Source organism: Planktothrix tepida PCC 9214 (genome assembly GCF_900009145.1).
GTDB lineage: Bacteria > Cyanobacteriota > Cyanobacteriia > Cyanobacteriales > Microcoleaceae > Planktothrix > Planktothrix tepida.
This window is the reverse complement of the sequence record NZ_LN889782.1, coordinates 837552-861909: the sequence shown is the minus strand read 5'-3', so window position 1 is coordinate 861909 and position 24358 is coordinate 837552. Positions and strand designations below refer to the sequence as shown.

17 protein-coding genes and 1 pseudogene are annotated in these 24358 nt (G+C 36.8%); 4 read left to right on the top strand and 14 right to left on the bottom strand.

Annotation, left to right across the window (positions count from 1 at the left end; genetic code table 11):
• Nucleotides 1–182 precede the first annotated feature (182 nt).
• Entirely contained in the window at nucleotides 183–479 is a 297-nt protein-coding gene (locus tag PL9214_RS06665) for a putative quinol monooxygenase (protein WP_072718019.1), read from the top strand.
• On the opposite strand, the gene PL9214_RS06660 is transcribed toward PL9214_RS06665, so the two are convergent.
• Both PL9214_RS06660 and PL9214_RS06655 read right to left on the bottom strand, forming a co-directional pair.
• Complete coding sequence (locus tag PL9214_RS06660; RefSeq protein ID WP_072718018.1) at nucleotides 461–1792, bottom strand: O-antigen ligase family protein; 1332 nt, start codon at nucleotides 1790–1792, stop codon at nucleotides 461–463. The two genes, PL9214_RS06665 and PL9214_RS06660, sit on opposite strands and share 19 nt — an antisense overlap.
• Nucleotides 1793–1826: 34 nt before the next feature.
• Nucleotides 1827–2666, bottom strand: coding sequence for a YaaW family protein (locus PL9214_RS06655; RefSeq protein WP_072718017.1), 840 nt, complete (start codon nucleotides 2664–2666; stop codon nucleotides 1827–1829).
• Between the two features lie 354 nt (nucleotides 2667–3020).
• Between PL9214_RS06655 and PL9214_RS06650 the strand changes: the two genes are divergently transcribed.
• Nucleotides 3021–5090, top strand: a complete 2070-nt coding sequence (locus PL9214_RS06650; protein WP_072718016.1) for a cation:proton antiporter domain-containing protein — start codon at nucleotides 3021–3023, stop codon at nucleotides 5088–5090.
• A gap of 23 nt (nucleotides 5091–5113) precedes the next feature.
• On the opposite strand, the gene PL9214_RS06645 is transcribed toward PL9214_RS06650, so the two are convergent.
• Genes PL9214_RS06645 through PL9214_RS06635 form a run of 3 tightly spaced genes read right to left on the bottom strand, consistent with a single transcriptional unit; the run spans nucleotide 5114 to nucleotide 8020 of the window.
• The gene (locus PL9214_RS06645) at nucleotides 5114–6523 is read right to left on the bottom strand and encodes a cytochrome c biogenesis protein (RefSeq protein WP_072718015.1); all 1410 of its coding nucleotides are present in this window, start codon (nucleotides 6521–6523) and stop codon (nucleotides 5114–5116) included.
• Between the two features lie 17 nt (nucleotides 6524–6540).
• Complete coding sequence (locus PL9214_RS06640; protein WP_072718693.1) at nucleotides 6541–7278, bottom strand: cytochrome c biogenesis protein CcdA; 738 nt, start codon at nucleotides 7276–7278, stop codon at nucleotides 6541–6543.
• A 58-nt stretch (nucleotides 7279–7336) separates the two neighbouring features.
• Nucleotides 7337–8020: a pentapeptide repeat-containing protein gene (locus PL9214_RS06635; RefSeq protein WP_072718014.1), complete on the bottom strand. Its 684-nt coding sequence runs from the start codon at nucleotides 8018–8020 to the stop codon at nucleotides 7337–7339.
• 201 nt (nucleotides 8021–8221) lie between these two features.
• Here PL9214_RS06635 and PL9214_RS06630 point away from each other — a divergent pair, with 201 nt between their 5' ends.
• Nucleotides 8222–9547, top strand: a complete 1326-nt coding sequence (locus tag PL9214_RS06630; RefSeq protein WP_072718013.1) for a PQQ-dependent sugar dehydrogenase — start codon at nucleotides 8222–8224, stop codon at nucleotides 9545–9547.
• 28 nt (nucleotides 9548–9575) lie between these two features.
• Here the strand turns inward: PL9214_RS06630 and recJ are convergent, their stop codons facing one another.
• From recJ to PL9214_RS06595, 7 genes and pseudogenes are all read right to left on the bottom strand, one after another.
• Entirely contained in the window at nucleotides 9576–11957 is a 2382-nt protein-coding gene (gene recJ, locus PL9214_RS06625) for a single-stranded-DNA-specific exonuclease RecJ (RefSeq protein WP_072718012.1), read from the bottom strand.
• A gap of 44 nt (nucleotides 11958–12001) precedes the next feature.
• Nucleotides 12002–12811 (bottom strand): PD-(D/E)XK nuclease family protein, encoded by an 810-nt coding sequence (locus PL9214_RS06620; RefSeq protein ID WP_072718011.1) that lies wholly within the window; start codon nucleotides 12809–12811, stop codon nucleotides 12002–12004.
• A gap of 104 nt (nucleotides 12812–12915) precedes the next feature.
• The gene (locus PL9214_RS06615) at nucleotides 12916–13326 is read right to left on the bottom strand and encodes a hypothetical protein (protein ID WP_139294981.1); all 411 of its coding nucleotides are present in this window, start codon (nucleotides 13324–13326) and stop codon (nucleotides 12916–12918) included.
• Nucleotides 13327–14290: 964 nt separating this feature from the next.
• On the bottom strand, nucleotides 14291–15217 hold the full coding sequence (locus PL9214_RS06610) for a glycosyltransferase family 2 protein (protein WP_072718009.1): 927 nt from the start codon (nucleotides 15215–15217) through the stop codon (nucleotides 14291–14293).
• Nucleotides 15218–15251: 34 nt separating this feature from the next.
• On the bottom strand, nucleotides 15252–16358 hold the full coding sequence (gene mraY / locus PL9214_RS06605) for a phospho-N-acetylmuramoyl-pentapeptide-transferase (RefSeq protein WP_072718008.1): 1107 nt from the start codon (nucleotides 16356–16358) through the stop codon (nucleotides 15252–15254).
• Between the two features lie 119 nt (nucleotides 16359–16477).
• Nucleotides 16478–18282 (bottom strand): annotated as a pseudogene (ltrA, locus tag PL9214_RS06600) (group II intron reverse transcriptase/maturase).
• Between the two features lie 611 nt (nucleotides 18283–18893).
• Nucleotides 18894–19142: a DUF3134 domain-containing protein gene (locus tag PL9214_RS06595; protein ID WP_072718007.1), complete on the bottom strand. Its 249-nt coding sequence runs from the start codon at nucleotides 19140–19142 to the stop codon at nucleotides 18894–18896.
• A gap of 150 nt (nucleotides 19143–19292) precedes the next feature.
• Here PL9214_RS06595 and PL9214_RS06590 point away from each other — a divergent pair, with 150 nt between their 5' ends.
• The gene (locus tag PL9214_RS06590; RefSeq protein ID WP_072718006.1) at nucleotides 19293–19886 is read left to right on the top strand and encodes a PAP/fibrillin family protein; all 594 of its coding nucleotides are present in this window, start codon (nucleotides 19293–19295) and stop codon (nucleotides 19884–19886) included.
• On the opposite strand, the gene PL9214_RS06585 is transcribed toward PL9214_RS06590, so the two are convergent.
• Nucleotides 19883–21124, bottom strand: coding sequence for a URC4/urg3 family protein (locus PL9214_RS06585; protein ID WP_072718005.1), 1242 nt, complete (start codon nucleotides 21122–21124; stop codon nucleotides 19883–19885). The genes PL9214_RS06590 and PL9214_RS06585 overlap by 4 nt on opposite strands.
• A 40-nt stretch (nucleotides 21125–21164) precedes the next feature.
• On the bottom strand, nucleotides 21165–24236 hold the full coding sequence (locus tag PL9214_RS06580) for a type ISP restriction/modification enzyme (RefSeq protein WP_072718004.1): 3072 nt from the start codon (nucleotides 24234–24236) through the stop codon (nucleotides 21165–21167).
• Nucleotides 24237–24358: the final 122 nt, after the last annotated feature.

Here is a 24358-nt window from a genome sequence, read left to right as displayed (position 1 = left end):
TCTCTGCTGTTTTAGTTTTTGGCTTTAGCCATAGCGAGTCAAGCGGATTTTTTGATAACTGGAGATAAGGACTTTGATGAGGTAAAAGAAATCGGAAAAACGGTAATTATTTCTGTGTCTTTCTTTTTGAAATCATTTAACATCAATGATAAAATATAAACTGAATTTAAGGAGAACTTAAAATGACTCAACCCTTGAAAGTCATAGCCCGTGTTGTGGCGTTACCGGATAAAATAGAACCGTTAAAAGCCGTATTACTGGCGTTAGTTGAACCGACTCGCCAAGAATCAGGTTGTTTACAATATGATTTATTACAAAATCAAGAGGATTTAACCGATTTTACCTTTGTAGAAGAATGGGAAAGTTTACAACATTTACAAAACCATTTAGCCAGTGTTCATATTCAAACAGCGTTAACTCAAATTGAAGGTTTAGTTGCAAGTCCGCCGGATATTCGGTGTTATGATAAAATTTTATAAGGGTTGGTTTTTGGAATTGTACAAGCTACTCCCCAAATTCCTGATAAAATTAGCCAACCGTAGGTATTGACTCGAAAATCAAATAAGGAAACATCAAAACAGTTAAATAAAATTAACGCTAAAAAGGTGATTAAATAGCTATAATAAATTAATCGATCTGAAGGATTAATTAAGGTGTTTTTTAACACTAAAAATCCTTGAGTTAAGATCACGCCGACGATGAGCATAAAAAATAAGGTTGTAGGAATTCCCATTTCAGCAAACATCATTAAAAATAAATTATGGGGATGACCTAACCAAACGTTCATTTTGGCTTCATAAAGAGGCGTAAAATTTCTGAGTCCCCATCCGCTAAATGGTCGAGTTTGAGTTAAATTTAAGGTAAATTTCCATTGGGTAATTCTCAAGGTTTCTACGGGACGGACGAAATTTTGATCGGTAATTCTTTGCCAAAAATAAGCAGGAATAATTATTCTCAAGCCTGCTCGCAGGGGAGAGGGTGCAAAGGCTGACCCTAAAACGGCTGTTACTCCTGTACTAACCAATAAAATTAACCACCACCATCCTAAATAAAGTGCATAAGCTAAACTGGATAAAACAGCTAATCCCCAAGCATTGCGAGAGTTTGTTAAAATTAAGTCGATTCCGGTTAATAATAGGGTTAAGCTTAATATAATTATTCTAACGTTATTATTAGGGATAAAATGAAGAATATGAGAATTAAAATCTGATTTTTTATTTTTATTTTGCCATTCTTCAATGATTAAACCTAAAGCTAATGTAAAAATAATGACTAAATAGGCTGCAAAAATATTAGCATACATAAAGACGGATGACATTCGACCCGGAGGATTTCCATTCAGATGTAAACTCCAGCCTAAAATCCCCTGTAAAAGGTCAATTCCTGACCATCCTAAATACTGTTGTCCTAAACCTAAAATTCCAACGGGAACCGCAGAAATGATCATTAACCCAGATAACCACCGCAGTTGATTGGCAGTTTGAATCATTTCACTTAACCCTGCAAATACGATAAAATAAGGAATAAAATTACTTAAACCGAGAAAAGATTCAAGGAGATTATTTGCTAAAATAGAAATAATTATTAATAAAATACTTAAAATAGCCAATCCTTGATTAATAGGATTTCTTTGAATGGATTTAAACTGACGTTTCCAACAAAGGAGACTACCCAAAATAATAGCAATTCCGCCAAAGGTTGGTAAAAGGGGAAATAAAAATACCCCCCATTGTAAACAATTCCAAGGTAACTGTAATCGTTGTTCTGGGTGGGGAAAAAGGATAAATTTCATGGGTTAAAGCCAGTTATAAAACCTCAAATCATCATTAAGTATAAGCCCAATCTGAACGGGTTAAACGAATTTGTGCTAACGTAAAGATAGTCGGAATAATTCGGGCATAATTAGTAGAAATTGCCCGCCATCCTAAATCTGCAATTAACCACGTCCATAACAATGGCCCCAGAAAAGAAAATACACTGCGAGTTAACCCATATCGTGTTGCGGTAAGAGCCATTCCTCGATTTGCAGTTTGAATCGCAACATAATTTTGAAATTGAGTAGCTGCGGTTGCACTTCCCACCACTAAGGCTTCTTTTGCTACTTGATATTTAGCAAAATGTAAGGCAAATTGACGGGCAATTTGTCCTAAAATCATGGGTCTAATCACCGAACTAACGGCTACCACACTTCCGGCTTTAAATAACCACCCTAACGGGTCTTTTTGAGCAGAAATTGGTAACGGTTTTAACGGTCTAGTTTCTGCTAAAGCTTTCTGAACTCGTTGAGTTAATGCAGCTTGTTCTGACTGGGGTAAACGTTTCCAAGCTTGACCTAAAAGATGTAAAAAAACTTCCGCCTCTAAATCTGAAGTTGACAGGTTTTTTGAATAAGAAATTTTCAAATAGTGGCAAACTTGAATTAAGGCTTGGCGGTAAGTGACCTGTTTCGTTTTTCCTCGCAGCACTGTTACCCCATCGGCGGCAAGATAGCGAAAACGCTGTTCTAAGGCATCTAACCACGCTTCCCGGTTTCGACTTTGAACATCAATGGGGGTGGGGGTTTGCACATAGTCTAAAGGATTCAAACCCCGACTAAACAAGAGTTCTGTTAGCTGCTGTAACTCCTCTTCTGTTGCCAGTTCCAATGCGGATCTTAGTTCGTCCAATGTTGATATCCTCCTCAATTCGGAGTTTTTCTCTGTCCTATTTTACTACTATTTTGGAAAATCGGTTATCTCAGCAGTTAATTTTAATCTCTGGATTTTAGGCATAATAAAGCTATGAATTCAGCTTGTTCAAAACGCTAATCACAATTAGGATTGACAAGAGCGATCTAATATTTTCTATCTGCACCCATCATTTCCATGTTTTTTTGTATACTTATTGTTTAAATCAAGAGTCAATAATACCCACAAATTCAATATATTTAAAAAATATCTCCAGAGGAATATAGCCATAAAGTTGACTCATCCTTTACAGTCTAAAGAGTCAGTTTTATTTAAACTATTTTTATTTTGATTATGGGTAATTTGGCGGAAGTTTTAGCAGAACCCATTGTTCCATTTGCAGTTTTGCTTCTGGTTATCTTGACCGTACCTATTCTATTTGAACGCTTTAAACTCCCTGGATTAATAGGATTATTAGTGGCGGGAGTTCTCCTAGGGCCTTATGGGTTGAAAATCTTATCAACTGAACTGCCGATGATGAAACTTTTATCTGACATCGGGTTACTTTACCTCATGTTTGTGGCAGGTTTGGAAGTTGATATTAAGCAATTTAAACGCCGGAAAAATCGCTCAATGGGGTTTGGTTTTTTAACCTTTGCCTTTCCTCTTTCTGCTGGAATTTTAGTTGGTCGTTTATTTGGTTGGGATTGGAATGCCTCAATTTTAATTGGCTCTTTATTAGCGTCCCATACTTTATTAGCTTATCCCATTATTAGCAGATTAGGAGTTGTTAATAATGAAGCAGTTGTTGTTACCATTGGAGCGACAATTTTTACAGATATTGGCTCATTATTAGTCTTAGCGGTCTGTATTGCCGTTCATGCAGGAGACTTTTCAATTACTAATTTAATTGCTTTAATTTTAGCCTTAGCAATTTATACGGCTGTCGTTTTGTTTGGCTTTGATTGGTTAGGAAGACTATTCTTTAATAAAATTGGTAAGGAAGAAGGAAATCAATTTTTATTTGTCTTGTTAGTGGTTTTTCTCGCTTCTCTAGGCGCTCAGTTAATTGGAGTTGAAAAAATTATTGGGGCATTTTTAGCAGGATTAGCGGTTAATGAAGTGGTCGGAGAAGGTGCTGTTAAAGAAAAAGTTGTTTTTGTAGGAAGTGTGTTATTTATTCCTATATTTTTTGTAGATTTAGGATTATTAATTGATTTACAAGGATTCCTCAAAAGTATATTGTCCTTTGCCTTTCCCGCAACCATTGTTTTTGCTTTACTGGGAAGTAAATTTTTAGCTGCTTTTCTTACTAAATTAATTTATAAGTATACTAACCAAGAAATGTTAACCATGTGGTCATTATCCATTCCCCAAGTGGGAGCCACATTAGCGGCTGCTTTAGTCGGTTATAAAGCACAATTAATTAATGAAGAAGTTTTAAATAGTGTCATTGTTTTATTATTAGTTACGGCAACTTTAGGCCCTATTATTACCAGTCGAGTTGCGGTTGGACTTCCAACTTCCTCAGCAGAACCCCATACAGAACCGGATTTTGAGGTTGGGGAAACCCTTTCACTCGATCAAACTTTTACGGTTGTTGTTCCGGTTTATAATCCAAGCACAGAACGTCATTTAATAGAAATGGCAGCTTTATTTGCTAAGGGTCATTCCGGTCAAATTATTCCTCTGGTCATTACAGTTCCCCATGGGAGTAATATGGATATTCCCGAATTAGAAACGGCTTTAAAAAAAGGCGAATTGCTCCTAGAGAAGGCAAAAGAATTAGCAACGACTTTACAAGTATCTTGCCAATCTTTATTAAGAATTGATGATAGTATTTCTCAAGGTATTGTACGAGCAGCACGAGAACAAAAAGCAAATTTAATTGTGATGGGATGGGGACGCAGAAGAGGATTTCAAGCTCGTTTATTCGGAAATTTGATTGATGGTGTCTTATGGGATACTCATTGTCCCGTTGCCGTTTCTCGTTTATTAATTGAACCCCAACAAATTCAACGAGTTTTAGTTCCTGTGGAAAATTTAGGAGAAGAAACGGTTAGATTATTAAAATTTGCAGAAGCATTAGGGAATTCGGGATTATCCATTAAAATTTTGCATTTATGCGATCGCTCGACTTCTGAAAAAGGGATGATTTGGATTCAATCTCAACTGGCTAAATTAACAGAAGAAAAAACGGCAAAAAACGCAGCCCGAATAGAAATTGAGGTCAGACGAGGACAGGATATTGTTCGACAAATTCTGACCGCTTCTGAGTCGGCTGATTTAGTTGTTCTCCGCGCAACTCGATATCGTACTGCTGCTGGATTAGCCGTTAGTGATATCACAAACCAATTGTTAGATCGTTTAAACTGTTCCGTTGTGATGTTAGGAGAACCCCCGCATTTACGAGAGTTTTACTAAATACAACAGAACGGGAATTCAGATCAATTTTGTAAATTTTCTGACAAATTACCGACCGAAAGTAAATTATTTTGATCTAAATCATTTAAGTCATCTAAAATAGCAACAATTTCCCGTTCAAAGGTGACTTTTGCTCGATTAGTTTTACCCGCAATATATAAACGTTCTCCTTCTTTTAATGCCCAAATTTGAGAATGGGAAACATAACTCATCATCACGCTAATCATTAACAACCCAAACCCTAAATAAACAATGGGAATCCCCGGATCGGCTTTAATTTGTAATCCCGTACTCCCGACAACTTCATCAATAAATAACGTTACTCCATCCACTTCGGTTGACATTCCCTCGCGGACGGTTGACACTAATTCACCCTTTCCGTTATAGACTAATACGGTTCCTTTTAAATCTTTGGCTAAGACAGAAACCCCGGCACTAAAATCCGGTTTAATGGGAATCCAGGTTCCCCAAATTCGTCCTTGACCTCCGGTGTCTAAGGGAGCCATTGGTAAGCGAAATACAGGGCTTTTATTCACCCGCACTCGTAAGGCTCCAATACCCCAATCTGCTTGATAAAAAGTCACGCCTTGATATCGAAAAGGTTCGTTAACATGAATCGTTTTACGCTCAACTTCCTCCCCTTGTTTATTAATAACTGATAAATCTGAATAAAATTGATCAATTCTGCCATCAGGATCATAATCAATCCAAAAACGATTAACCTTAACCGCCCAATCTTTAGGAATTTGAGCTTGGGAAAATTGTCCCGCATCTAGGATATTTTTAACTTGAAAAATATTCCCCCCTGGAACCATTTCTTGGGCTGTAAATCCTGTAATTGAACCAATAATAGAACCTGCTAAAATAATCAACATACTCCCATGAACGACAATCGGCCCTATTCTTCCGATAATTCCCCGTCTAGCATAAAGTTTATTCCCGTCTTGAAAAACTAAATAATGACGTTTTTTCAGTAAAGGTTCTAAAGCGGTTAAAGAACCTGTGGTTAATTCAGCACTTAAAGCAATACTTTGAAATTGTTGGGGTTTATCGTAATAAGTCCAGCGACGGGCTGATTTTAAAGTCGGTAATTGTCGGGTAAAGGTACAAGCCGTTAAGCTACTCCCAAATAACACTAAAAGCGATAAAAACCACCAAGTTCGATAAACATGATCCAACCCAATAAAAATAATAATTTTCCAGGTTAAAAAGCCAAATAAAGCAGGATGTTCAGGATAATTGGATTGATAATATTCTAGGGATTGACCTTGTTCGAGAAGTGTTCCTGAAATACTAAAAACAGCAATTATTAATAACAGTAAAATAGCGAGTCTTAAATCGGCTAAAATCGGTAAAATTTCTTTCCTAAACACTTTTTTGATTAAGGTTTCTCCCGCTATTAGTTTTTGAAATACTGACGGTTCTGTCTCCATTTTATGTTCCTCTGTGATTAAGTAACGGGTAACAATCTAAACACCAGCGAAAATACACCAAACCCAACTAATAAAACGCCACTTGTCGGCGTAATCCAGTTAGACCATTTTCGCAGTTCTAGCATTTTTTTAATCGTGGCTGTAAAGGTTCCTGCTAATACCAAAGGTGCAACATAACCAACTGCATAAGCTAATAATAAAATTCCTCCTAAAATAATATCTCCTGTTGTAGAAACCCAGGCTAATAATGTTGCCAATACAGGGGTACTACAGGGAGACGCGACTAACCCAAAGGTTAACCCTAATAAATAGGATTTCAAGCTTTGGGGAAACTGTTTAGGTATCCATCCCATTGTATCAAAAGCAGGCATTTGTAGGGGCAAAGCTTCTAATAAATTTAACCCCATTAAAATCGCAATCACACTTACAATAATGGGTAAACCAAAGCCAATTTGACCATAGACTTGTCCGACAAAAGATGCCAGAATTCCTAACCCAGCTAAGGTGGTAGCCAGTCCTAATGCAAACCAAATGGATTGAATGGCGGCTTGTTGTCGATTTTCGGTTTCATAACCACCAATATAGCCAATGGTAATCGGTAACATGGACAGCATACAAGGCGTTAAACTGGTTAACAAACCCGCCATAAAAATAACAGCAATACTCACCCCAGTTAGATGAGTTAGTTGGGTTTGAACCAGATCATTTGCCAGTTGTGCCAGTTCATACAATTTTGTTTGTAGGGTTTCTAGCATGACATGAATTAAGCGAGTCATTTCCTGGACTATTATAACGGATTTTAACCTTCAATGATTACTCATGAATTGAACCATCCGGCATGACAGCACCTTCTAAAATCACGGTTTCTAAATTAACGCCTTCTAGGTTTGCTCCTTCTAAATTAGCATTACTGAGATTCGTAAATTGAGGGGAATCTCGAAACAATAAGCTGTTTAATTCGGCAAAGCTTAAATTACTTTTTTCTAAGTTGGCATATTGTAAATTAGTGCCTCGTAAACTGGCATAAGTTAAATTCGCTTGCGTTAAGTTTGTTCCCCATAATCTGGCTCCCAATAAGGTTGATTTTTCTAAATTAGCATGAGTTAAATTAGCTAAAGTAAAATTCGCTTCTAATAAACTGGCATGGGTTAAATTGGCTTTTGATAGGTAAGCATGGCTGAGATTTGCTCCTAATAAATTGGCATTTTCTAAATGAGCGGCTCGCAAATTACCTCCTGATAAATTAGCATATCTTAAATTGGCATTTTTTAAATTTGCTTGTTTTAAATTGGCTCCTGACAACTGAGCATTCGATAAATCAAATCCTTCTAAATTTGCGCCTTCTAAGTTGCAACTTTGCCAAAGGAATGAAGGACAAGCTTTCGTTTCAACTAATTGTTCTATCGTTTTGAAGTTGGTCGCCTCAGTGGGAACTGTCCAACCTAATATGAAACTCAGAATTAACCCTGTTTTAATCACGAAAGCAATCACTTTCATGGCGTAACTCAAATTTTAATCTCGACAAATCATAGTTTATCTCAAAATTGACACCAGGACTCAGAAACTTAGTTTATAACTTAACTTTCCTTTCAGTTACTTAGGTGAATACAGAAACCGAGTTTCTAACCCCCATTTTTTTGATTTTTTGTATAATTGATGATAGACATTAAATAACTCATCAATAGGGGGAAAGTTTTTATGTTGAATTGGCGTTATTTTCCAATCTTATTTTTAGGGCTGTTAATCGCTTGTCAACAAAATAGCGATCGCTCCTTAATTACTCCCCCCATTTCCAATTCTGAATCAACAGCTATTTCTGCTACTCCCGAACCCCCAAAACCGATTCCAATAAAGCCTTTATCCCCCCAACCGATTCGGATTACTTTAGAAAGTTTACCTCAACCCTTTCATAGTAATAGTGCTTCTAAGCCGCCTCAAGTTATTGCAATTCCAGATAACCCCGTTTTAAATGTTCCCCCCGGATTTAAAGTTAATATATTTGCTGAAAACCTAGATAATCCCCGTTGGTTAGCCTTAACCCCCAATGGTAATGTATTAGTTACTGAAACCAAACAAAACCGAATTCGGTTATTAAAAGATACTAATAAAGATGGAGTAACGGATGAGATTACAACCTTTGCTGACGGAAAAAATGGGTTAAATATTCCCTTTGGAATGGCATTTTCTCCCAATTATTTTTTCTTAGGAAATACAAACGAAGTCAGACGTTATGCTTATAATAATCAAGATCAACTGACCGGAACTGGTGAGAAAATAGCAACGTTACCCGGAGGCGGATATAACCAGCATTGGACTCGAAATGTTGTTGTTTCTCCCGATAATAAAAAACTCTATGTTTCTATAGGTTCAGAAACAAATGTGAGTGAAGAAAATCTTCCTAGAGCATCGGTTCAAATCATGAATTTAGATGGCTCTAATCAACAAACTTTTGCGTCTGGACTTAGAAATCCTGTTGGGTTAGATTTCCATCCCCAAACCACAGAACTCTATACAACTGTTAATGAACGAGATGGCTTAGGAGATGATTTAGTTCCTGATTATTTTACTCGTATTCGACCAGGAGAATTCTATGGATGGCCCTATAGTTATTTTACACCCAATAACCTTGATCCGCGTCATGTTGAAAATGGTCAAAGTATTCAGCCGGATTTAGTTCAAAAAACATTAAAACCTGATGTTCTGTTTCAAGCCCATTCTGCTGCTTTAGGGTTACAATTTTATGATGGAAATACCTTCCCTGATCAATATAAAAATGGGGCATTTGTTGCCTTTCGAGGCAGTTGGAACCGGAATGCAGGAACGGGATATAAATTAGTTTTTATTCCCTTTAATCAAGGTCGTCCCCAAGATTATTATGAAGAGTTTTTAACTGGATTTTTAGTTAATCCTTCTATCCCTGAAACCTGGGGTCGTCCGGTAGGATTATTAGTCTTACCCGATGGAAGTTTGATTTTTACGGAAGAAAGTAATGGTCGAATTTATCGGATTCAATATTCTCCCTAAGTTCAGTAAAACTTGAGTTTTTTTATGCTTAAACTCCTATATTTTTCATGGTTTGAATAGCAAAATATTCTAGGGTTGAAACAGGAACATTACAAAAATATTCGCGCCGAAACTGTTCTTCTTGAACAGCAATTAAAAAGGTTTGGATTAATTGGGGAAGAGTTGGGGAAGCATTCAAGGGTGATAAATCCTGTCGAGTTATATAACAGGAATGATCCCGATATTCAATTTTAAATCCTAGGAGTTTTAAGGCTTCAAAACCTATTTTTAAGGGGATTCCTCCGAGGTTTAATTGATGGCGCAGTTGTTGATGGGTGACGGCTTGATGGGTACGACTAAGATATTTTGCAATTCCAATGAGTTGTTCCCAAATTTTGACAGGAGGTAATAATTCAGGTAAGGTATAAGCGATCGCTAAGGGTTTTTTTTGAGTATAGGCGCGTCGAAACCAAGCTTGTAAGTCTTCCCAACACGTTGGACAATCTTTGAGAATTAATGGATTTTGACTTCCTTCCGAATTAGATAAACGTTCATCTAGGGGTTGATTTCGATAATCTAAAATCGGGTGATCAGCAAAATTAATCGATGAGATCAGAGCTTGATTTTCAGCAGAATATAATTCTAATACGCGAATTTCATATTGTTTTTTAAAGGTATTAAAATCCAGTTCAACTAAAACATCTGAACGTCCCTCTGGCAATTCATCTTTATAATGTCCCCACCAAACCCCCGGAAATCCCGTTGTGGTGGACTCATCCCACAGTTCAAAAGTGGTTTTAATATATTGAACTTTTCGTCCTCTAACATCTTGTTCTAAAGAATGCCAAGCATTTGTAAACCAACAATTTTGAATTAAAAGTTTCGGAACTGGGTTTCCCATTCCACAAGGTTCTAATAGTTTTAATTCTTGAAATAAATCAACCCCTAATTCGGCAACGGTGCAAACTAAATCAACTTGAATATTCCGTTGTCCAATTTCTTCTAAATCCGATTCAACTTGTTCTCGCATTTGGCGATTAATAGCATCGGTAAAAATAGGTATATTTTCTACGGGTAAACTTAACCCAGCGGCTAAGGGATGACCCCCAAATCGATGTAAAAGATGGGATTGACTTTTAACTAATTCATAGAGATCAATTTGATTTACTGAACGAGCAGAACCTCTAGCTAATTTAAACTCTGAATTCTGACTTAATTGATCTCCATAACCGGATAAATTAATTGTTCCTTCGGTGGTTAATAAAATCGTCGGTCGTCCATAATTTTGAGCGACTTGACCCGCCACTAAACCTAAAACTCCTCCCGGCCATTGAGCATCGGATAACACAATAACTTGAGTAGTTGATAAATCTATTTTTCTTAATTTTGCCATAACATCACGGGTCACATCTTGTTGTAATGCTTTACGGCGAGTATTGGCTAATTCGGTTTCTAAAGCGAGTTGTTGACAGCGTTTTTTATCTCGGCTGGTGAGGAGTTCAACACAGAATTTAGCATCGCCATAAATGCGACTCACGGCATTAATTCTAGGGCCAAGACCGAAGGAAATATCCGTCGGGCGATCGCCTGTTCGTTTACAGAGTTCTAACAGTTTAGCGACCCCTGGACGGGTTGGATTTTTTAATTGTTGTTGTAATTTTTCAATTCCTAATTGAGCTAAATAACGACAATCTCCTTTGAGTTGAACTAAGTCAGCAATTAAACCAATCGCAACTAAATCTAATAAATCTTCTAAGGGACGTTGAGGAATATTGGGTAAAATTTCATATAATGCCTCGACTAATTTATAAGCAACGGCAACGCCTGATAAATGATATAAAGGATGATCTGGAGATAAATAACGGGGATTAATAATCGCAATAACAGGCGGTCTTTCTTCGAGCAAAGTATGATGATCCGTAACAATAATATCAATCCCTAATTGATGAGCATATTCAATTTCTTTTAAATTTGTACTTCCCGTATCACAGGTAACAATTAACTGGCATCCTTGTTGATATAATTGATCAATTCCGGTATAATTTAATCCATGAGATTCTATTAATCGATTAGGGATATAATAAGATAGTTGCTGGTTTTCACGATTAAAAAATTGTCCTAATCCATCCCATAACACAGAAGTTGCAGTAATCCCATCAGCATCAAAATCTCCCCAAATGGTTACAATTTCTTGGTTATTTCGCGCTAAAACTAATCGTTCAACGGCCCTTTCCATCTCAATTCCAAACTCAAAGGGACTTGCAGATTGATAACATTGAGGATTTAAAAATCCAACTAATTGTTGAGGGGTTTGTATTCTTCGGCGAAGCAATAATTGAGCAATATATTTTCCTGAACTTTGAGGTGCATACTCTTGAATAATAGGAATTACCCATTCAGGAACATCTAAAGTTGGTTGAATTTGCCACATATAGTAGGGAACAGGGAACAGTGATAGGTAAAAAGATTAATCCTTTAGATTGTAACTTCTTGAATTTGATCAATATTATAAAGATTCAGAGAATTTAAAGGTTGATCAAGTGCTAATTCTTCAGGAACTCGTTGACAACGAATCCCGAATTGACAAGATTTACAATATCCTTGAGTTATATCAACCTGGGGAAAGGGTTTACCTTGTTCATAACCCTCTAAATAGTGATGAAATTGATCAATCAGTTGGGTTAAATCTTGTTGATTTTTTTGATGCTGTTGTTCAGTATAGGGAAAGTGTAAAGATTGAGGAGGTTGTTTTTGAGGAGACTTAACAAACCAATAGGTCATCGAAACTTGTTCGGGTAAATATTGACTGGTTTCGACTAAAAGATAAAGATATAATCGAGTTTGCCAATTTTGTTCTAAAAGATGGCGATTTTGGGGACGAGGATAGGTTTTCCAATCAAATATTTGCGCTTGTTGTTCCTCGGCTTTAATTAAATCATAAATAGCAACTAATAAATCATCCTTGAAATTTAAACTTCGGTAATGTTCTGCTTCTCGAAATCTTAAATTTTGCTGATCAGAATTTAACGTAAAAATATCCGATGCAACACTTAAAAATTCAGTATAACAGCGTTTTAATTCAAGGTCTTCCGTGAGTAATGCTTCCACCGGTAATCCTAACTCATGTTGCTGCATCAACAGGTGAAATCGATTTCCCCAAGTGATGCGTTCCTCATCCTCTGGAGAGATGGGGGAAACCAATTGATCTAAATAGGTATATTGAAACTTTCGGGGACACAGAGACAACAAATTTAAGTGTTGTTGAGACAGTCTAAATCGAGTCATGGCGATTTCGTCAACAAACAGGTCTACTTTGAATTATCCCCTAAAAAGGGTGAAAACGGTCGTGTTCATTCCCCCTACAATTAATAATGTTGATTCAATAGGCTTTACAACTTCAGATCGACAACGACTTCTTTTTCTGTGGAATTAACTCCTTCACGGGTAATTACTAAGGGATGGTTTTCTAAACGCAGCCTCACTAGATTAAAACTGGATTTTTGTTCATAAATTTTAACATAATTTTCGATCAGTTTAAGATTCTGCTTTTCAATTTGAGGTAATATATTTCTTAAAAAATTATCATGAGAACTATTCAAATCGTTGCTTGTAATCGTTACTTCTGTTCCATCTTCTAAAATTCCGATGAGAAAATATTGGTTAATATTAACGCCTTCATATCTAGCTCCAGGATATATAGGATAATCTAAAAATGGATATAAATCTGGATCGTTGGGAATGCTAAAACAAATAATTTTTAACAGAAAAAAGTTGGAATTTCGATGGGAGCAAAATCTCATATTTTCGGTCAATAAGTGTAAGAAAATTACCAACAAAATTATTAACGAACCCGGGATTTTAGACAGCAATTTATGGTTTTTCTTCTTGATAATTTCCATAAGAGAATTCGCTCCAATTGTTGATTTGACAATAAAGCTTGATCTGAATTAAGTTTAGACATGACTGAGTGCAATACTGAAGAGTTTATAAAGCTTGTTGGGAGTTAAGTTAGAATGAAGGGGAAATTTTCCTGTGTTTAAATTCGGGGGGAATTAAATAGAGTCCAGCAAAACCTCCACCTAAAAAACAAATTCTAGGTGGAGGTTTTGATTTTGAAACCGGAATGGGAAAATAACCCAGTTCTGGATGATAAACTTTTGGGGGTTGCTGAGGCATAATCAGAGGGGAAGTGATGACAGAATAGCCAAGCTAATCTAGGACTACTTGAAAATAGTAAACTACTCAAATCAAATAGCGTATCGGATGAGGATAGGCTAGTGATTTCAGTAAAACTGGTTTTTGAGAAATTAGGGTTTCTAAGTTAAAACGAGAAAGACGTCCTTAGCTTGGTGCGGTGCAATCTGTAAGTTGAGCTTAGTCTGAGAAAATGAGCAATGTTAACTTGATGTTAAAAACATACCAAGTTTATTTCTAATTAGCCAAAAGCTTAAGAAAAATTCATTAAAAGCAACTGTTTTTTAAGATAAAATATTTTTATGGTTTTATGGTTTTTATTTTAAATAATTGTAATTTTCAATACAGATTTTTGATTCAAAATATAAACCTAGTCAGAACAGTAACCGAATTCTAACGGAAATTTAGGTTTTTAGTATTGCTTCGGCTTTTAGTCAACCGGGCTGATTCATTCGTTATATAATTTAATTTTATATAATCAGAGTTTTCCCTAAAATCATAAGTTTTACAAAAGGGGTAGATTTATGAAGCTCAGTTGAGGATATTCCGAGAATAACGTTTCTATTTTTATTACAAATGTTCAATCCATTCAGCTTGTTCAGATAATTTCGATTGTTGTTGTCCTTGAAAGCGAGCAGTTCCATTTAATAACGAGATGGGGGTACTGACTAAATCCACGATTTCCGCTTTTCCCATCAAAAGTTTTACGCTACCGAGAGGTAATTCTTTTAAAACCCAACGTCCTAAGCGATAAACATAATCAGAAAAGGTTAACCCTTCCATTAAATTAATACCATGAAGTTCGTGTAAATAACGATTGGATTGTCCGTAGCGTCGCCACTGACTTTGTAAGGCTTTGAACGTAGACCGATGACGATGTTTAACCGTTGCTAGAGGTGCAAATTCTAATTGATAATTCGTTTGTTGTTGAATCCGCCAACAGATATCGGCATCCCCCCCAGTAGTCAGGTAGGGACGAAACAAACCCACCTGTTCAAAAATCACACGCCGAATGGCTAAATTAGCCGTTTGACCGTAGGGTAAAAACCCATGATTTAAGGTGTGTTTTTGAGATAAAGTATCTTGTTTATCGGCATACTTTTCTAATAAATTTTCACTGGGTAAAGCAATGATTTCACCTGCAACTAACCCGATATTTTGATTATAAAAGGGTTTAATTAATTCCTCTAACCATTGAGGTTCTGGACGGCAATCCATATCCGTAAAGGCAATAATTTCCCCGGTCGCGGCTCGAATTCCGGCATTACGAGCAGCATATGAACTTTGAATCTGATTTTCTGACAACGACCGAATCTGAATTGAAGAATGCGCTGCTAATTCCTTGACAATCGCAACAGAATTATCCTGACTATTATTATCAACCAATAAGTATTCTACTTGATCTGCCGGATAGGTTTGCGATCGCAAACAATCAATTAAATCCGGCAAATCCGTTTCACCATTATAAACGGGGATAACAACAGAAAGGTTAGTCATGGAAATAAAACCAGATGTGAGGGAAGAGCAAGATTTAGGTTGATAAATAACCTAGGATCAGGGTGATTAAAACTAAGATAGCATTAATCAAATAAAAAGTTCCGACAACTTGGGTTTCTTGCCATCCTGATAATTCTAAATGATGGTGCAAAGGAGCCATTTTTAACAGACGCTTTCCGACTCCATCGGAGTTTTTGGTCGCTTTATAATAGCTAACTTGAGCAATCACCGACAGGGTTTCAACGAAGAAAATTCCACTAATAATCAATAGCACCCACAAACTATTGGTTAATAAGGCAACGGTAGCAAAAGCTCCTCCTAATGCTAAGGCTCCCGTATCCCCCATAAATACTTTTGCTGGGTTCCGGTTATGGGTAACAAATCCTAAACAACTCCCACTCATACAAGCACAAAAGGTGGTTAATTCCGGTGCTGTGGGGGCTAAATACGCACCTAACCCCAAAAATGCGATCGCACCTAACCCCCCCATTAATCCATCAACCCCATCGGTTAAATTGGTGGCATTACTCTCAGCAACTTGAACAAAAATTGCCAACGGCCAGAATAATAATCCCAAGGGAATTGCGAATCCCAAGGGTAACGCAACGGTGGTTAAGGTTGGAGATTGAGTTGCTAATAACCACAAACAAAATAGCGTTGCAAAACCGACTTGCAACGCCAATTTCATTTTAGGAGAAATGCCTTTATTCGATTTACGTCTTAAAATTTGCCAGTCATCCAACCAACCAATCAATCCGTAGGCTAAAGTTAAGGCAGAAACCGCTATTACATGGGGGTGAAATTGAGTTAAAATAACAGCGATCGCTACACCCGCAGGAATCAAAAAGACCCCTCCCATCGTTGGAGTTCCAGCTTTTTGTAAATGCGCTTGGGGGCCATCTTCTCGAATAAATTGTCCGGCTTTAATTCGGACTAAAATTGGAATCACCCAAGATCCCAAAACAGAAACCGCAACCGTACACACTAACCAAGGCAGAAATAACGACCCTTGAATCTGGAATAATTGGCCGTTCACCCCATCTAAACTCAAGGCGAATACACTCAACCCCAAACTCAGGAACAATAGTAAGGTTTGTCCAGACAAGTTGAATGATTTAACCGAAGAAAATTTGGTATCCACAAAAAAATTTAATCCTCAACACCACAAAGTCAAAAGACTGGAAATAGGACAAAGGGTTTCACTCAAGCGGTGACAGTGCCCTCGTCGGTCTGTTAGAGTCGATAGGAGCGTTACCACTCCTACCTCTCCTTCAGAACCGTGCGTGAGATTTTCACCTCACACGGCTCCTTGATAATTTCACCTTTGTTATAGGTACGATTCAAAACGGTTGGTGGTCATAATTCTCAACTGTTGTTTTAGTTAAAGAACCATCACTAGCCGTTTTTGTGTCGTGACAATGTTTGTGTAAAAGTTGAAGGTTATCATAGGTATCTTTTCCACCTAATGATATTGGTTGAATATGATCAACTTCTACCATGTCTGTACTTGTGAAATACAGACCACAGTGAGGACAAATACCCTTTTGTTTCTTGATTAGTTTGGAAACTCTGTTAGGGGTTTCAGGATATTCGCCTCGGCGTTTGCTCCAATAAGTCCAGTCTCCATTAAATGGACTAGCCTCGCCTTTAACCTTTGTATGCCTTACGATTGGCGTACTGCTATGGGTGAGTAATTCTAATCCATCTTCTGTACTGAAACACCAGTTTCTGTCTCCTACTGTTCTCCAGTATTTGTCTTTATTGATGTTCCCTTTTCCCCTCGTTTTTGCCCATGCTCTCAACTTGTTGTATGTTAGAGAGTCAACCTTCTTAAAGATTTCTTTACTAACAACTGTTGAGTAATAGTTTGACCAGCCTTTAATGATCGGATTTAGCTTACTAATTAGAGCAGCTTGTAGGGCGGTTTTATGATTGTCTATTACTTCAGTTATTTTGACAAGATGAGTTTTGATTTTGGCTTTTGAGGGTGTGATTAGTGTTGTAAAACCTAGCGGTATTCCATTTCTACTGCTTGCACTTCGATAGTTTCCTACTTTGTGTTGTTGTATATGGAATCCTAAAAACTCAAATCCAACATTTCCATCAATTTCATTGAGGGTATGAGTTATTTTTGTTTTGCTTGGTTTTAATTCCAATCCCAAATCACTTAACCAGTTAGCAATTATCTCTTGACAATTTTTGACAATGTTCAAGTCCTCATGGATTATCACAAAGTCATCCGCGTAACGGATTAGGCTAAGGGCGCAACGGTTATCCCGTTTACTCCCTTTCAGAGTTTCTGCATATTGCTTAACTCTTTCTTCCATACCATGTAGGGCAATGTTCGCAAGTAAGGGTGAAATTACTCCCCCTTGTGGTGTACCATCATGGGTAGGAAAGAGTTCTTTTCCGTCCATATACCCTGCTTTGAGCCATGCTTTAATTAAACGGCTTAGAGTGGGGTATGTGTGTATTTTGGAGAGTAACGCTTTATGGTTGATGCGGTCGAAGCATTTTGAGATATCAGCATCGAATACGAATTTGGGTTTGCTTCTAATGCTGAGGAATATTGCTCCGATTGCATCATGACAGGAACGTCCTGGTCTAAAACCGTAACTGTTTGGCTCGAAGAGTGCCTCCCATTCTGGTTCTAACGCTAGTTTGACTAACGCTTGTAATGCACGGTCGTCTATTGTGGGTATTCCTAATGGACGGGTTTCAGTTGTTCCGGGTTTGGGAATCATTACTCTACGAGTAGGTTTTACCTTACCTGTTAACTTTAATCGTCCTACAAGTCTCCTCCGTTGTTTTGGGGTTAGAGATTTAATTCCATCCACCCCTGCGGTATTTTTACCTTGATTATCTTGTGTTACCCGACGAACCGCAATACATTTTGCTGACCAAGACCTAATCAGGGTCTTCTGAAGTTTACGAACTGCTTTAACATCGCCTCGTTCACTCGCTCGAAATATTCTCTTTTGCAACTTAAAAGTCACCCGTTCTAGCTTGCGCCAGTTGATGTCTTTCCATTCCACCGTCTGATTTTTATTCAGCGTTTTAGACATTTACATTGCTACTTGTTCTATTTCTTTGGAATTACCGAGTATCTGTCTGCATATCCTTGTCATTACAACAAGGCATTCGCTTTTGATACCATCCCTCCCCTAGCTATCATTCGTTAGCTACTTACTGGTTATCTATCTTTTACCAGAGATAATTAGGGGTTACTTCGTTCCGATTACACATTTGTTTGAAGTCTTTAGCGTGATGCTATCCACCGGGTTTATTGGGCGGTGCTAATGAGTCGGCTAGAAAACCGCTTATGCCCTATCCTTGCCTTTTGGCTTGGTGTTAATCAGGTTTTTACTCTGATTTAGCCATTGCACCATTTAGAATTACGATGGTTTGGACACATCTTTGCTTTCGCTACACATGGACTTCTTGCTCGATAGTTACCAGATTTGGCTACCAGTAGTTCTACCTTTTAACCCCGCTTTAATCTGTTGGTTGCTACCCAAGCAAATTAGGGGTTATGCTTTCACCTCAGCACTTAAGGGGTAGGACTTGACGTACAGCGTCTCACCTACAAATGTAATCAGTTATCACCAGTTTCATCAACTGAGTTAGCTGTCCCATAAGCTTTTCAGCCTATTTTTTAGCTAAACGAATCGCACTCCTAGCCTTCTAATAAGTCCTCATCGATATCATCATCATCATCATCATCATAAACAGAGTCATCAACGGACATGAGTTCCGAGATTTCCTCTTCATCATCCAAATAGTCCGTGACTTCACTAATGGGAGTATCGCGCGCGATCAGACGTCCTGTTGATTCCAACCAAGTCAGAAGTGAAATTTCTTGCTTAGAAGGAATGACATCCGCCGGTTCATGGACAGGGATTTCGCGCAATGATGGATTGAGCATTTTTAGTTTCAGGTGTCAAATAGAAGTACGTTAGACTTAATGTAATTTTACACAATAGTTGATTATGGACAGTATCATATTGTTAAATCTATATCGAGTCTTATCGATTTAAAAAGCTAACTCATTATTTTGATAATATAATTTTTTATTATGATTAATCAAAAAAAAGCCACCCTCTTAGAACTGATTGCGGGTAAAAATCGAGGGTTACTCGCCACTGAAACCGATAAAGTTGCTATTTTATCCGCCATTACTCAACTAGAGGACTTCAACCCCAACCCTCGACCCCTGGACGTTCCTCAACTGTTAGACGGCAATTGGCGATTATTATATACCAGTAGCGATGAATTATTAGGAATCGGTCGTTTTCCATTGTTGAGATTAGGACAAATTTATCAATGTATTCGGGTAGCAGATCAAAAAGTTTATAATATTGCCGAGGTTCAAAGTTTACCGTTATTAGAAGGATTAGTCAGTGTCGCCGCCCAATTTGAGCCCGTTTCAGAAAAACGAGTCAATGTTAAATTTAATCGGTTTATTATCGGTTCTCAACGATTTATCGGCTATCAATCCCCTAATCCTTTTATTACGGATATTGAAACAGGTAAAAAATTTATAGCCATTGATTTTAATTTACAAGCACGGGATCAACAAGGCTGGTTAGATATTACCTATTTAGATGAAGATTTAAGAATCGGACGGGGAAATGTAGGTAGTGTATTTGTATTAACAAAAGTAACTTAAAATACCGTTCCATCACTCTCTAATTTGAGAGGGGGAGAACTATCAGAACGGTGTTGTTGAGCGATCTCACGTCCAGCGTTCCAAGTTCCCCCTTGTAAGACTTTAACGAGGGGAAATTCTTGGGGAGTGAAGTTTAATTTGTGGCAGATAATATCAGCAATTTTATCGAGTATTATGATGGTGAGCGATCGCCATTCTATAATAACACTAGAATCGGGTTTATGGAAGATTTCAGATAAATTGGGATCTTTTAATTCTAATAATCCTAAATCTAAGCATAATCCTCCATTTCGATATTCTGCTAATCCGGTTAATTGATCTAAATCAATAATTTCTAATCCTAAATCCTGCAAAGGTTCAAGTAAAGAATAAGTTAACCATTGGGATAATTTATGGAAGGGAACAAAGGGATATTTGGAATCCAAGGCTTCTAACCCTGGATAATACCAAACATCTCCCAAATTAACCTGATTTAGAGTTAATCGTCCTGGCCAAATTTCTCCTAATCCTTCTAAAATAGCGGTTAAAACCGTAACCGCACTCAGTTGATTATCTTGGGTTTGGGTTAAAAAATAATCCACTAATTTTCCGGGTCTAGGGTTATATTCTCCAAATAAATGAGGATAATCATATAAAGTTTTCCCTAATTTTTTTAACAGTTCTAATCTCCCTTTAATTCCGATTAAAGGATTATTATTATTAACTTGAAATCCGCTTATGAATTGAGATTCTGTTAAATTCATTAATCCTTTAGCATCGACTTGAAAAGGAAATTCAGGATCACTTGAAAATAACCCTTGACCAAACATTTCATAACTTGCAATAGCTAACCCTTCAGAACGTCGCCAAACTAACCCTGTTTCAGATTCTTGATAGTACCATTTTTCCCCAGCACCTGCATCTAATAAAACACTAATAATCGCTAAATCTAGTTTCGCTTGAGTTTGTTCTACTAAAGATAAATCATTTAGCTGTTTTTGTAACTTTTCAAGGCGAGGAATATTCCCAACTTCAAAATGTCGCCATCGAGAATGGAAAGGAACCTGAAGATTAGGATAATTTTGTCTAATATTATCTAAAACAAAACCAGCGACACCTTCTAACATTTCGGGGTGATAACAGAAATGTTGTAACTGATCAGATAACGCTAAATTAAAGATAAAATTACACCGTTCTCGAATAGCTTGAGGAGAACGAAAATAAGCGATCGCATCTTGATAAGCTTCTAAATTTTTCATATCATCCCTACTCGTAGTAAGCCCTTCAGGGCTTCTTCTCTTAGTATAATCCCAAATCGGGCAAATGATTAACAATTTTAACCGTTTCTAAACTAACGGTTATCACTTGACTTATTAACCGCATAATATATTGTTCATCGCCTAAACGGTTCGGATCATTAACAATTCCACTACGTTTATCAATTTTAACTTGATATTGATTAATAATCCAATCTAACGCCGAACGATTTCCTAAGCGATATTCAAACACTTCTGGTGGTATCCCGCTTAACGTCAGAAATTCATTATAGATAATTTGGGTTTTATTTTTACTGAGTTTCATTTTGTCCACCAGCAAATCTAACGGAAATTCATCATTTTCAATAAATTTAAGCGGATATTCGGGTTGTTTTTCATAGTTGAGATGCAAATCTGCTAATTGTTGTCCCGCATTGACAAACCCTCGAAAATCGGGTGCGTAGGGAATGCGAGGAAGTTCTCGTTTGAGGTTAGCGGCGTAGCGTTCTCGGTAGATGGGATGATGCAATAATCCATAGGTATAATAGAAGATATCCCATTTTGTAATAGTCTGATCTTGGTAATAATTTCTAAATTGTTCAAGTGACCAGTCGGTGATATTGTCTTTTCGGTTTGTTCCGTCTTCGTCGTAGGTGTAGAAGGGGAAACATTGACCAGGACGACCACCGACATCAAGAGATGGAATACAATTTGTTATTTGTACTAAAAAAGGGATTTGTGAATGATTAGTTACAGCAATAACTCGATTTTCTTTTTCAGTATCAGGTGTTGGGAATATTAAAGGAAATTGACCTCTACGATGATTAAAAATTTCGTCAAAATATAAAAGTTGTACACAAAATGGACGATACATAGACAATCTAATCTTATCATCGTTAAAGTCTGCTGTAATCTCAGAATTTAAACACTCTTTTAAATGACTACTCCATTTAATTTTAGTGTCATCGTAAATCACAAATGAATCTACTGTATCTTTAGGTGTTCTTTTAGTTTTCCATTGATCAACCTGATGATTATAATTTTGTAGCGTTAACTTTATGTTTTCAATTAATAAATTTTTATCAAAGTTATAAACCCACACATCTCGATTTGTCTGCACACCCATACTATAACTTCTAAAAATTGCTGATTCATGAGTTGATTTATCTTTAGTTTCTTTATTTCCTATTGGTAGAAAATTTTCAAAATCATCTTTTAATCCTTCTGTTAACCAAGTAGATTTTTGATCGGGTTCAATCAGTGACCATTCAATATTACTATAGCTTTTTGACTGCTCTAAATATCCTAATTTTTCTTCCTTTCTCCAAAACTCATCAACACTAGCATAATAAATTTTTGTATCCTTAGACTGATTGGATCTATTTTTTCTAATAAAGATATTAATACTGACTCCGACTTTAATATCGAAAACGTTATGAATACTTTTTGAAGGATCTGTAGTTTTTCTGATATTACCTCCTAAATCAACAAGATAAATTAAATTAAAATCTTTCTCTAAATGTTTCCTCATACCATCAAAAGCAAGAGCATCAATAAAACTATTATTGGTCACTAAGGCAATAATTCCCTCATCTCCTATCCTATTAGATGCCCAGCGAATTGCTTTAACATAAGGATCAGAAAGAGAACTTTTATTGGTTGCTTTTGAATCTTTAGCATAGGTTTCTCGAATTTGTCGATCAACTTCTTCATATTTTAGATTTTTATTATTATCATTTTCATTAACCTGCCAAGCATTATAAGGCGGATTTCCAATAATCACGAAAATCGGTGAACTTCTTTGACGTTGAACCCTGGCGGTATTTTCTGGCGTAAATAACGATAACTGTTGAACCTGTTGATCGGAAAACGTATCAACTAAACAAATCCCTTCAAAAGCTTTATAACCTCCCGTTGCTTCAAAATATTGATGCTCAATATTCATCGAAGCAATATAATAAGGTAATAACATCACCTCATTGCAGTGTAATTCCTGTTCATATTTATAAGGAAGGGCTGTTTTTCTAATTTCCTGCATCACCCGTAAAATAAAATTACCCGTCCCTAAAAATGGATCAAGAATATGCACGCCTTTATCATTTAACGACTTGCCAAACTCTTTTTTTAAAATATCCTCAACACTTTTCACCATAAAATTAACAATAGGTTGAGGTGTGTAAACAATTCCATGAATATCGGCAACTTTCACCGCAAACCCTTGAAAGAACTTCTCATAAACTGTATTCAAAAAATGCTGTTTATCGCTATAATCATTAATGGTTTTGGCTGCATCTTCTAACGCACGATAAAAATAATCCACTTCCCCTAAAAAATGCTCTCGACTAAAGGATTTAGACGTTAACGCTTGAATTACCTTTTCAATTTCCACCGCAATAATATTGCGACGGGTGAAATCAGGATTATTAAAAATTTGTCTAAAAATTCGTTCCGTTAGCAAATGTTGAATTAACATTTCCTCCACCGCAGCCTCGGAAAGATTCGGGTTAATAGCTTGACGGCAAATTTCCGTAAATTCACGAAACGCTTGAATAAATTTCGGGTTGGTTTTGCGTTGAGTTTCAATTAAATTAATCAGTTTACCCGATAAATCTTTAACTCGGCTACGAAATTCTGATGCTGCTGTTTCCCATTGGGCAATTTCAGGAGTGCGATATTCAAAAAATAACTTTAAGGTATCGACTAAAATTTGAGGTTTTGTAATATCCTCATCACAGATTTGTTTTCCTCCTTGCCATAAAATAGCGCGTTCAGGAGCTTGAAAAATAATGTTATCTTGAGGATATCCAACGGCAAATTTTTGTTTAACTTCTCGGTCTAATTTATCATGACTATCTTTGGCTTCCCAAATGCCATATCGAATGCTTCCATCCCGAACTAAAGCACCATCTACGCGAATGCGCTTCCCTGTAGTTAATTTAATTTCTTTTTCAGGAATTAAGGTTAAATCAAATTGTTGACAACAAGCTTTTAAGAGATCTGCAAAGGCATCTTTCACCGCTAATTCATGGGAAACCCCCAATTTCGCAAACTGTTGTAAAGCATCATAATAAGCTTTAACAGGTTTATGGGTGGGTTTCAAGTTTAGCATTGTCATAAAAAACAACCCTCAGACTTTCTTTGAGAATTATCTCATCTTAAATTCAAAAAAATATTAGATTTAATAAAAATTATTCTTTGTTATAAAAAATCAAACCCTTGTAGTAAGTTTTTTAGGAT

What these genes read in the sequence shown, in the direction of transcription:
- PL9214_RS06665 (WP_072718019.1), top strand. Translation starts at nt 183, where the DNA reads ATGACTCAACCCTTGAAAGTCATAGCCCGTGTTGTGGCGTTACCGGAT.
- PL9214_RS06660 (WP_072718018.1), bottom strand. Translation starts at nt 1,792, where the DNA reads ATGAAATTTATCCTTTTTCCCCACCCAGAACAACGATTACAGTTACCT.
- PL9214_RS06590 (WP_072718006.1), top strand. Translation starts at nt 19,293, where the DNA reads ATGATTAATCAAAAAAAAGCCACCCTCTTAGAACTGATTGCGGGTAAA.
- PL9214_RS06640 (WP_072718693.1), bottom strand. Translation starts at nt 7,278, where the DNA reads ATGCTAGAAACCCTACAAACAAAATTGTATGAACTGGCACAACTGGCA.
- PL9214_RS06595 (WP_072718007.1), bottom strand. Translation starts at nt 19,142, where the DNA reads ATGCTCAATCCATCATTGCGCGAAATCCCTGTCCATGAACCGGCGGAT.
- PL9214_RS06620 (WP_072718011.1), bottom strand. Translation starts at nt 12,811, where the DNA reads ATGACTCGATTTAGACTGTCTCAACAACACTTAAATTTGTTGTCTCTG.
- PL9214_RS06650 (WP_072718016.1), top strand. Translation starts at nt 3,021, where the DNA reads ATGGGTAATTTGGCGGAAGTTTTAGCAGAACCCATTGTTCCATTTGCA.
- PL9214_RS06635 (WP_072718014.1), bottom strand. Translation starts at nt 8,020, where the DNA reads ATGAAAGTGATTGCTTTCGTGATTAAAACAGGGTTAATTCTGAGTTTC.
- PL9214_RS06615 (WP_139294981.1), bottom strand. Translation starts at nt 13,326, where the DNA reads ATGAGATTTTGCTCCCATCGAAATTCCAACTTTTTTCTGTTAAAAATT.
- PL9214_RS06630 (WP_072718013.1), top strand. Translation starts at nt 8,222, where the DNA reads ATGTTGAATTGGCGTTATTTTCCAATCTTATTTTTAGGGCTGTTAATC.
- PL9214_RS06645 (WP_072718015.1), bottom strand. Translation starts at nt 6,523, where the DNA reads ATGGAGACAGAACCGTCAGTATTTCAAAAACTAATAGCGGGAGAAACC.
- PL9214_RS06580 (WP_072718004.1), bottom strand. Translation starts at nt 24,236, where the DNA reads ATGACAATGCTAAACTTGAAACCCACCCATAAACCTGTTAAAGCTTAT.
- PL9214_RS06610 (WP_072718009.1), bottom strand. Translation starts at nt 15,217, where the DNA reads ATGACTAACCTTTCTGTTGTTATCCCCGTTTATAATGGTGAAACGGAT.
- recJ (WP_072718012.1), bottom strand. Translation starts at nt 11,957, where the DNA reads ATGTGGCAAATTCAACCAACTTTAGATGTTCCTGAATGGGTAATTCCT.
- PL9214_RS06585 (WP_072718005.1), bottom strand. Translation starts at nt 21,124, where the DNA reads ATGAAAAATTTAGAAGCTTATCAAGATGCGATCGCTTATTTTCGTTCT.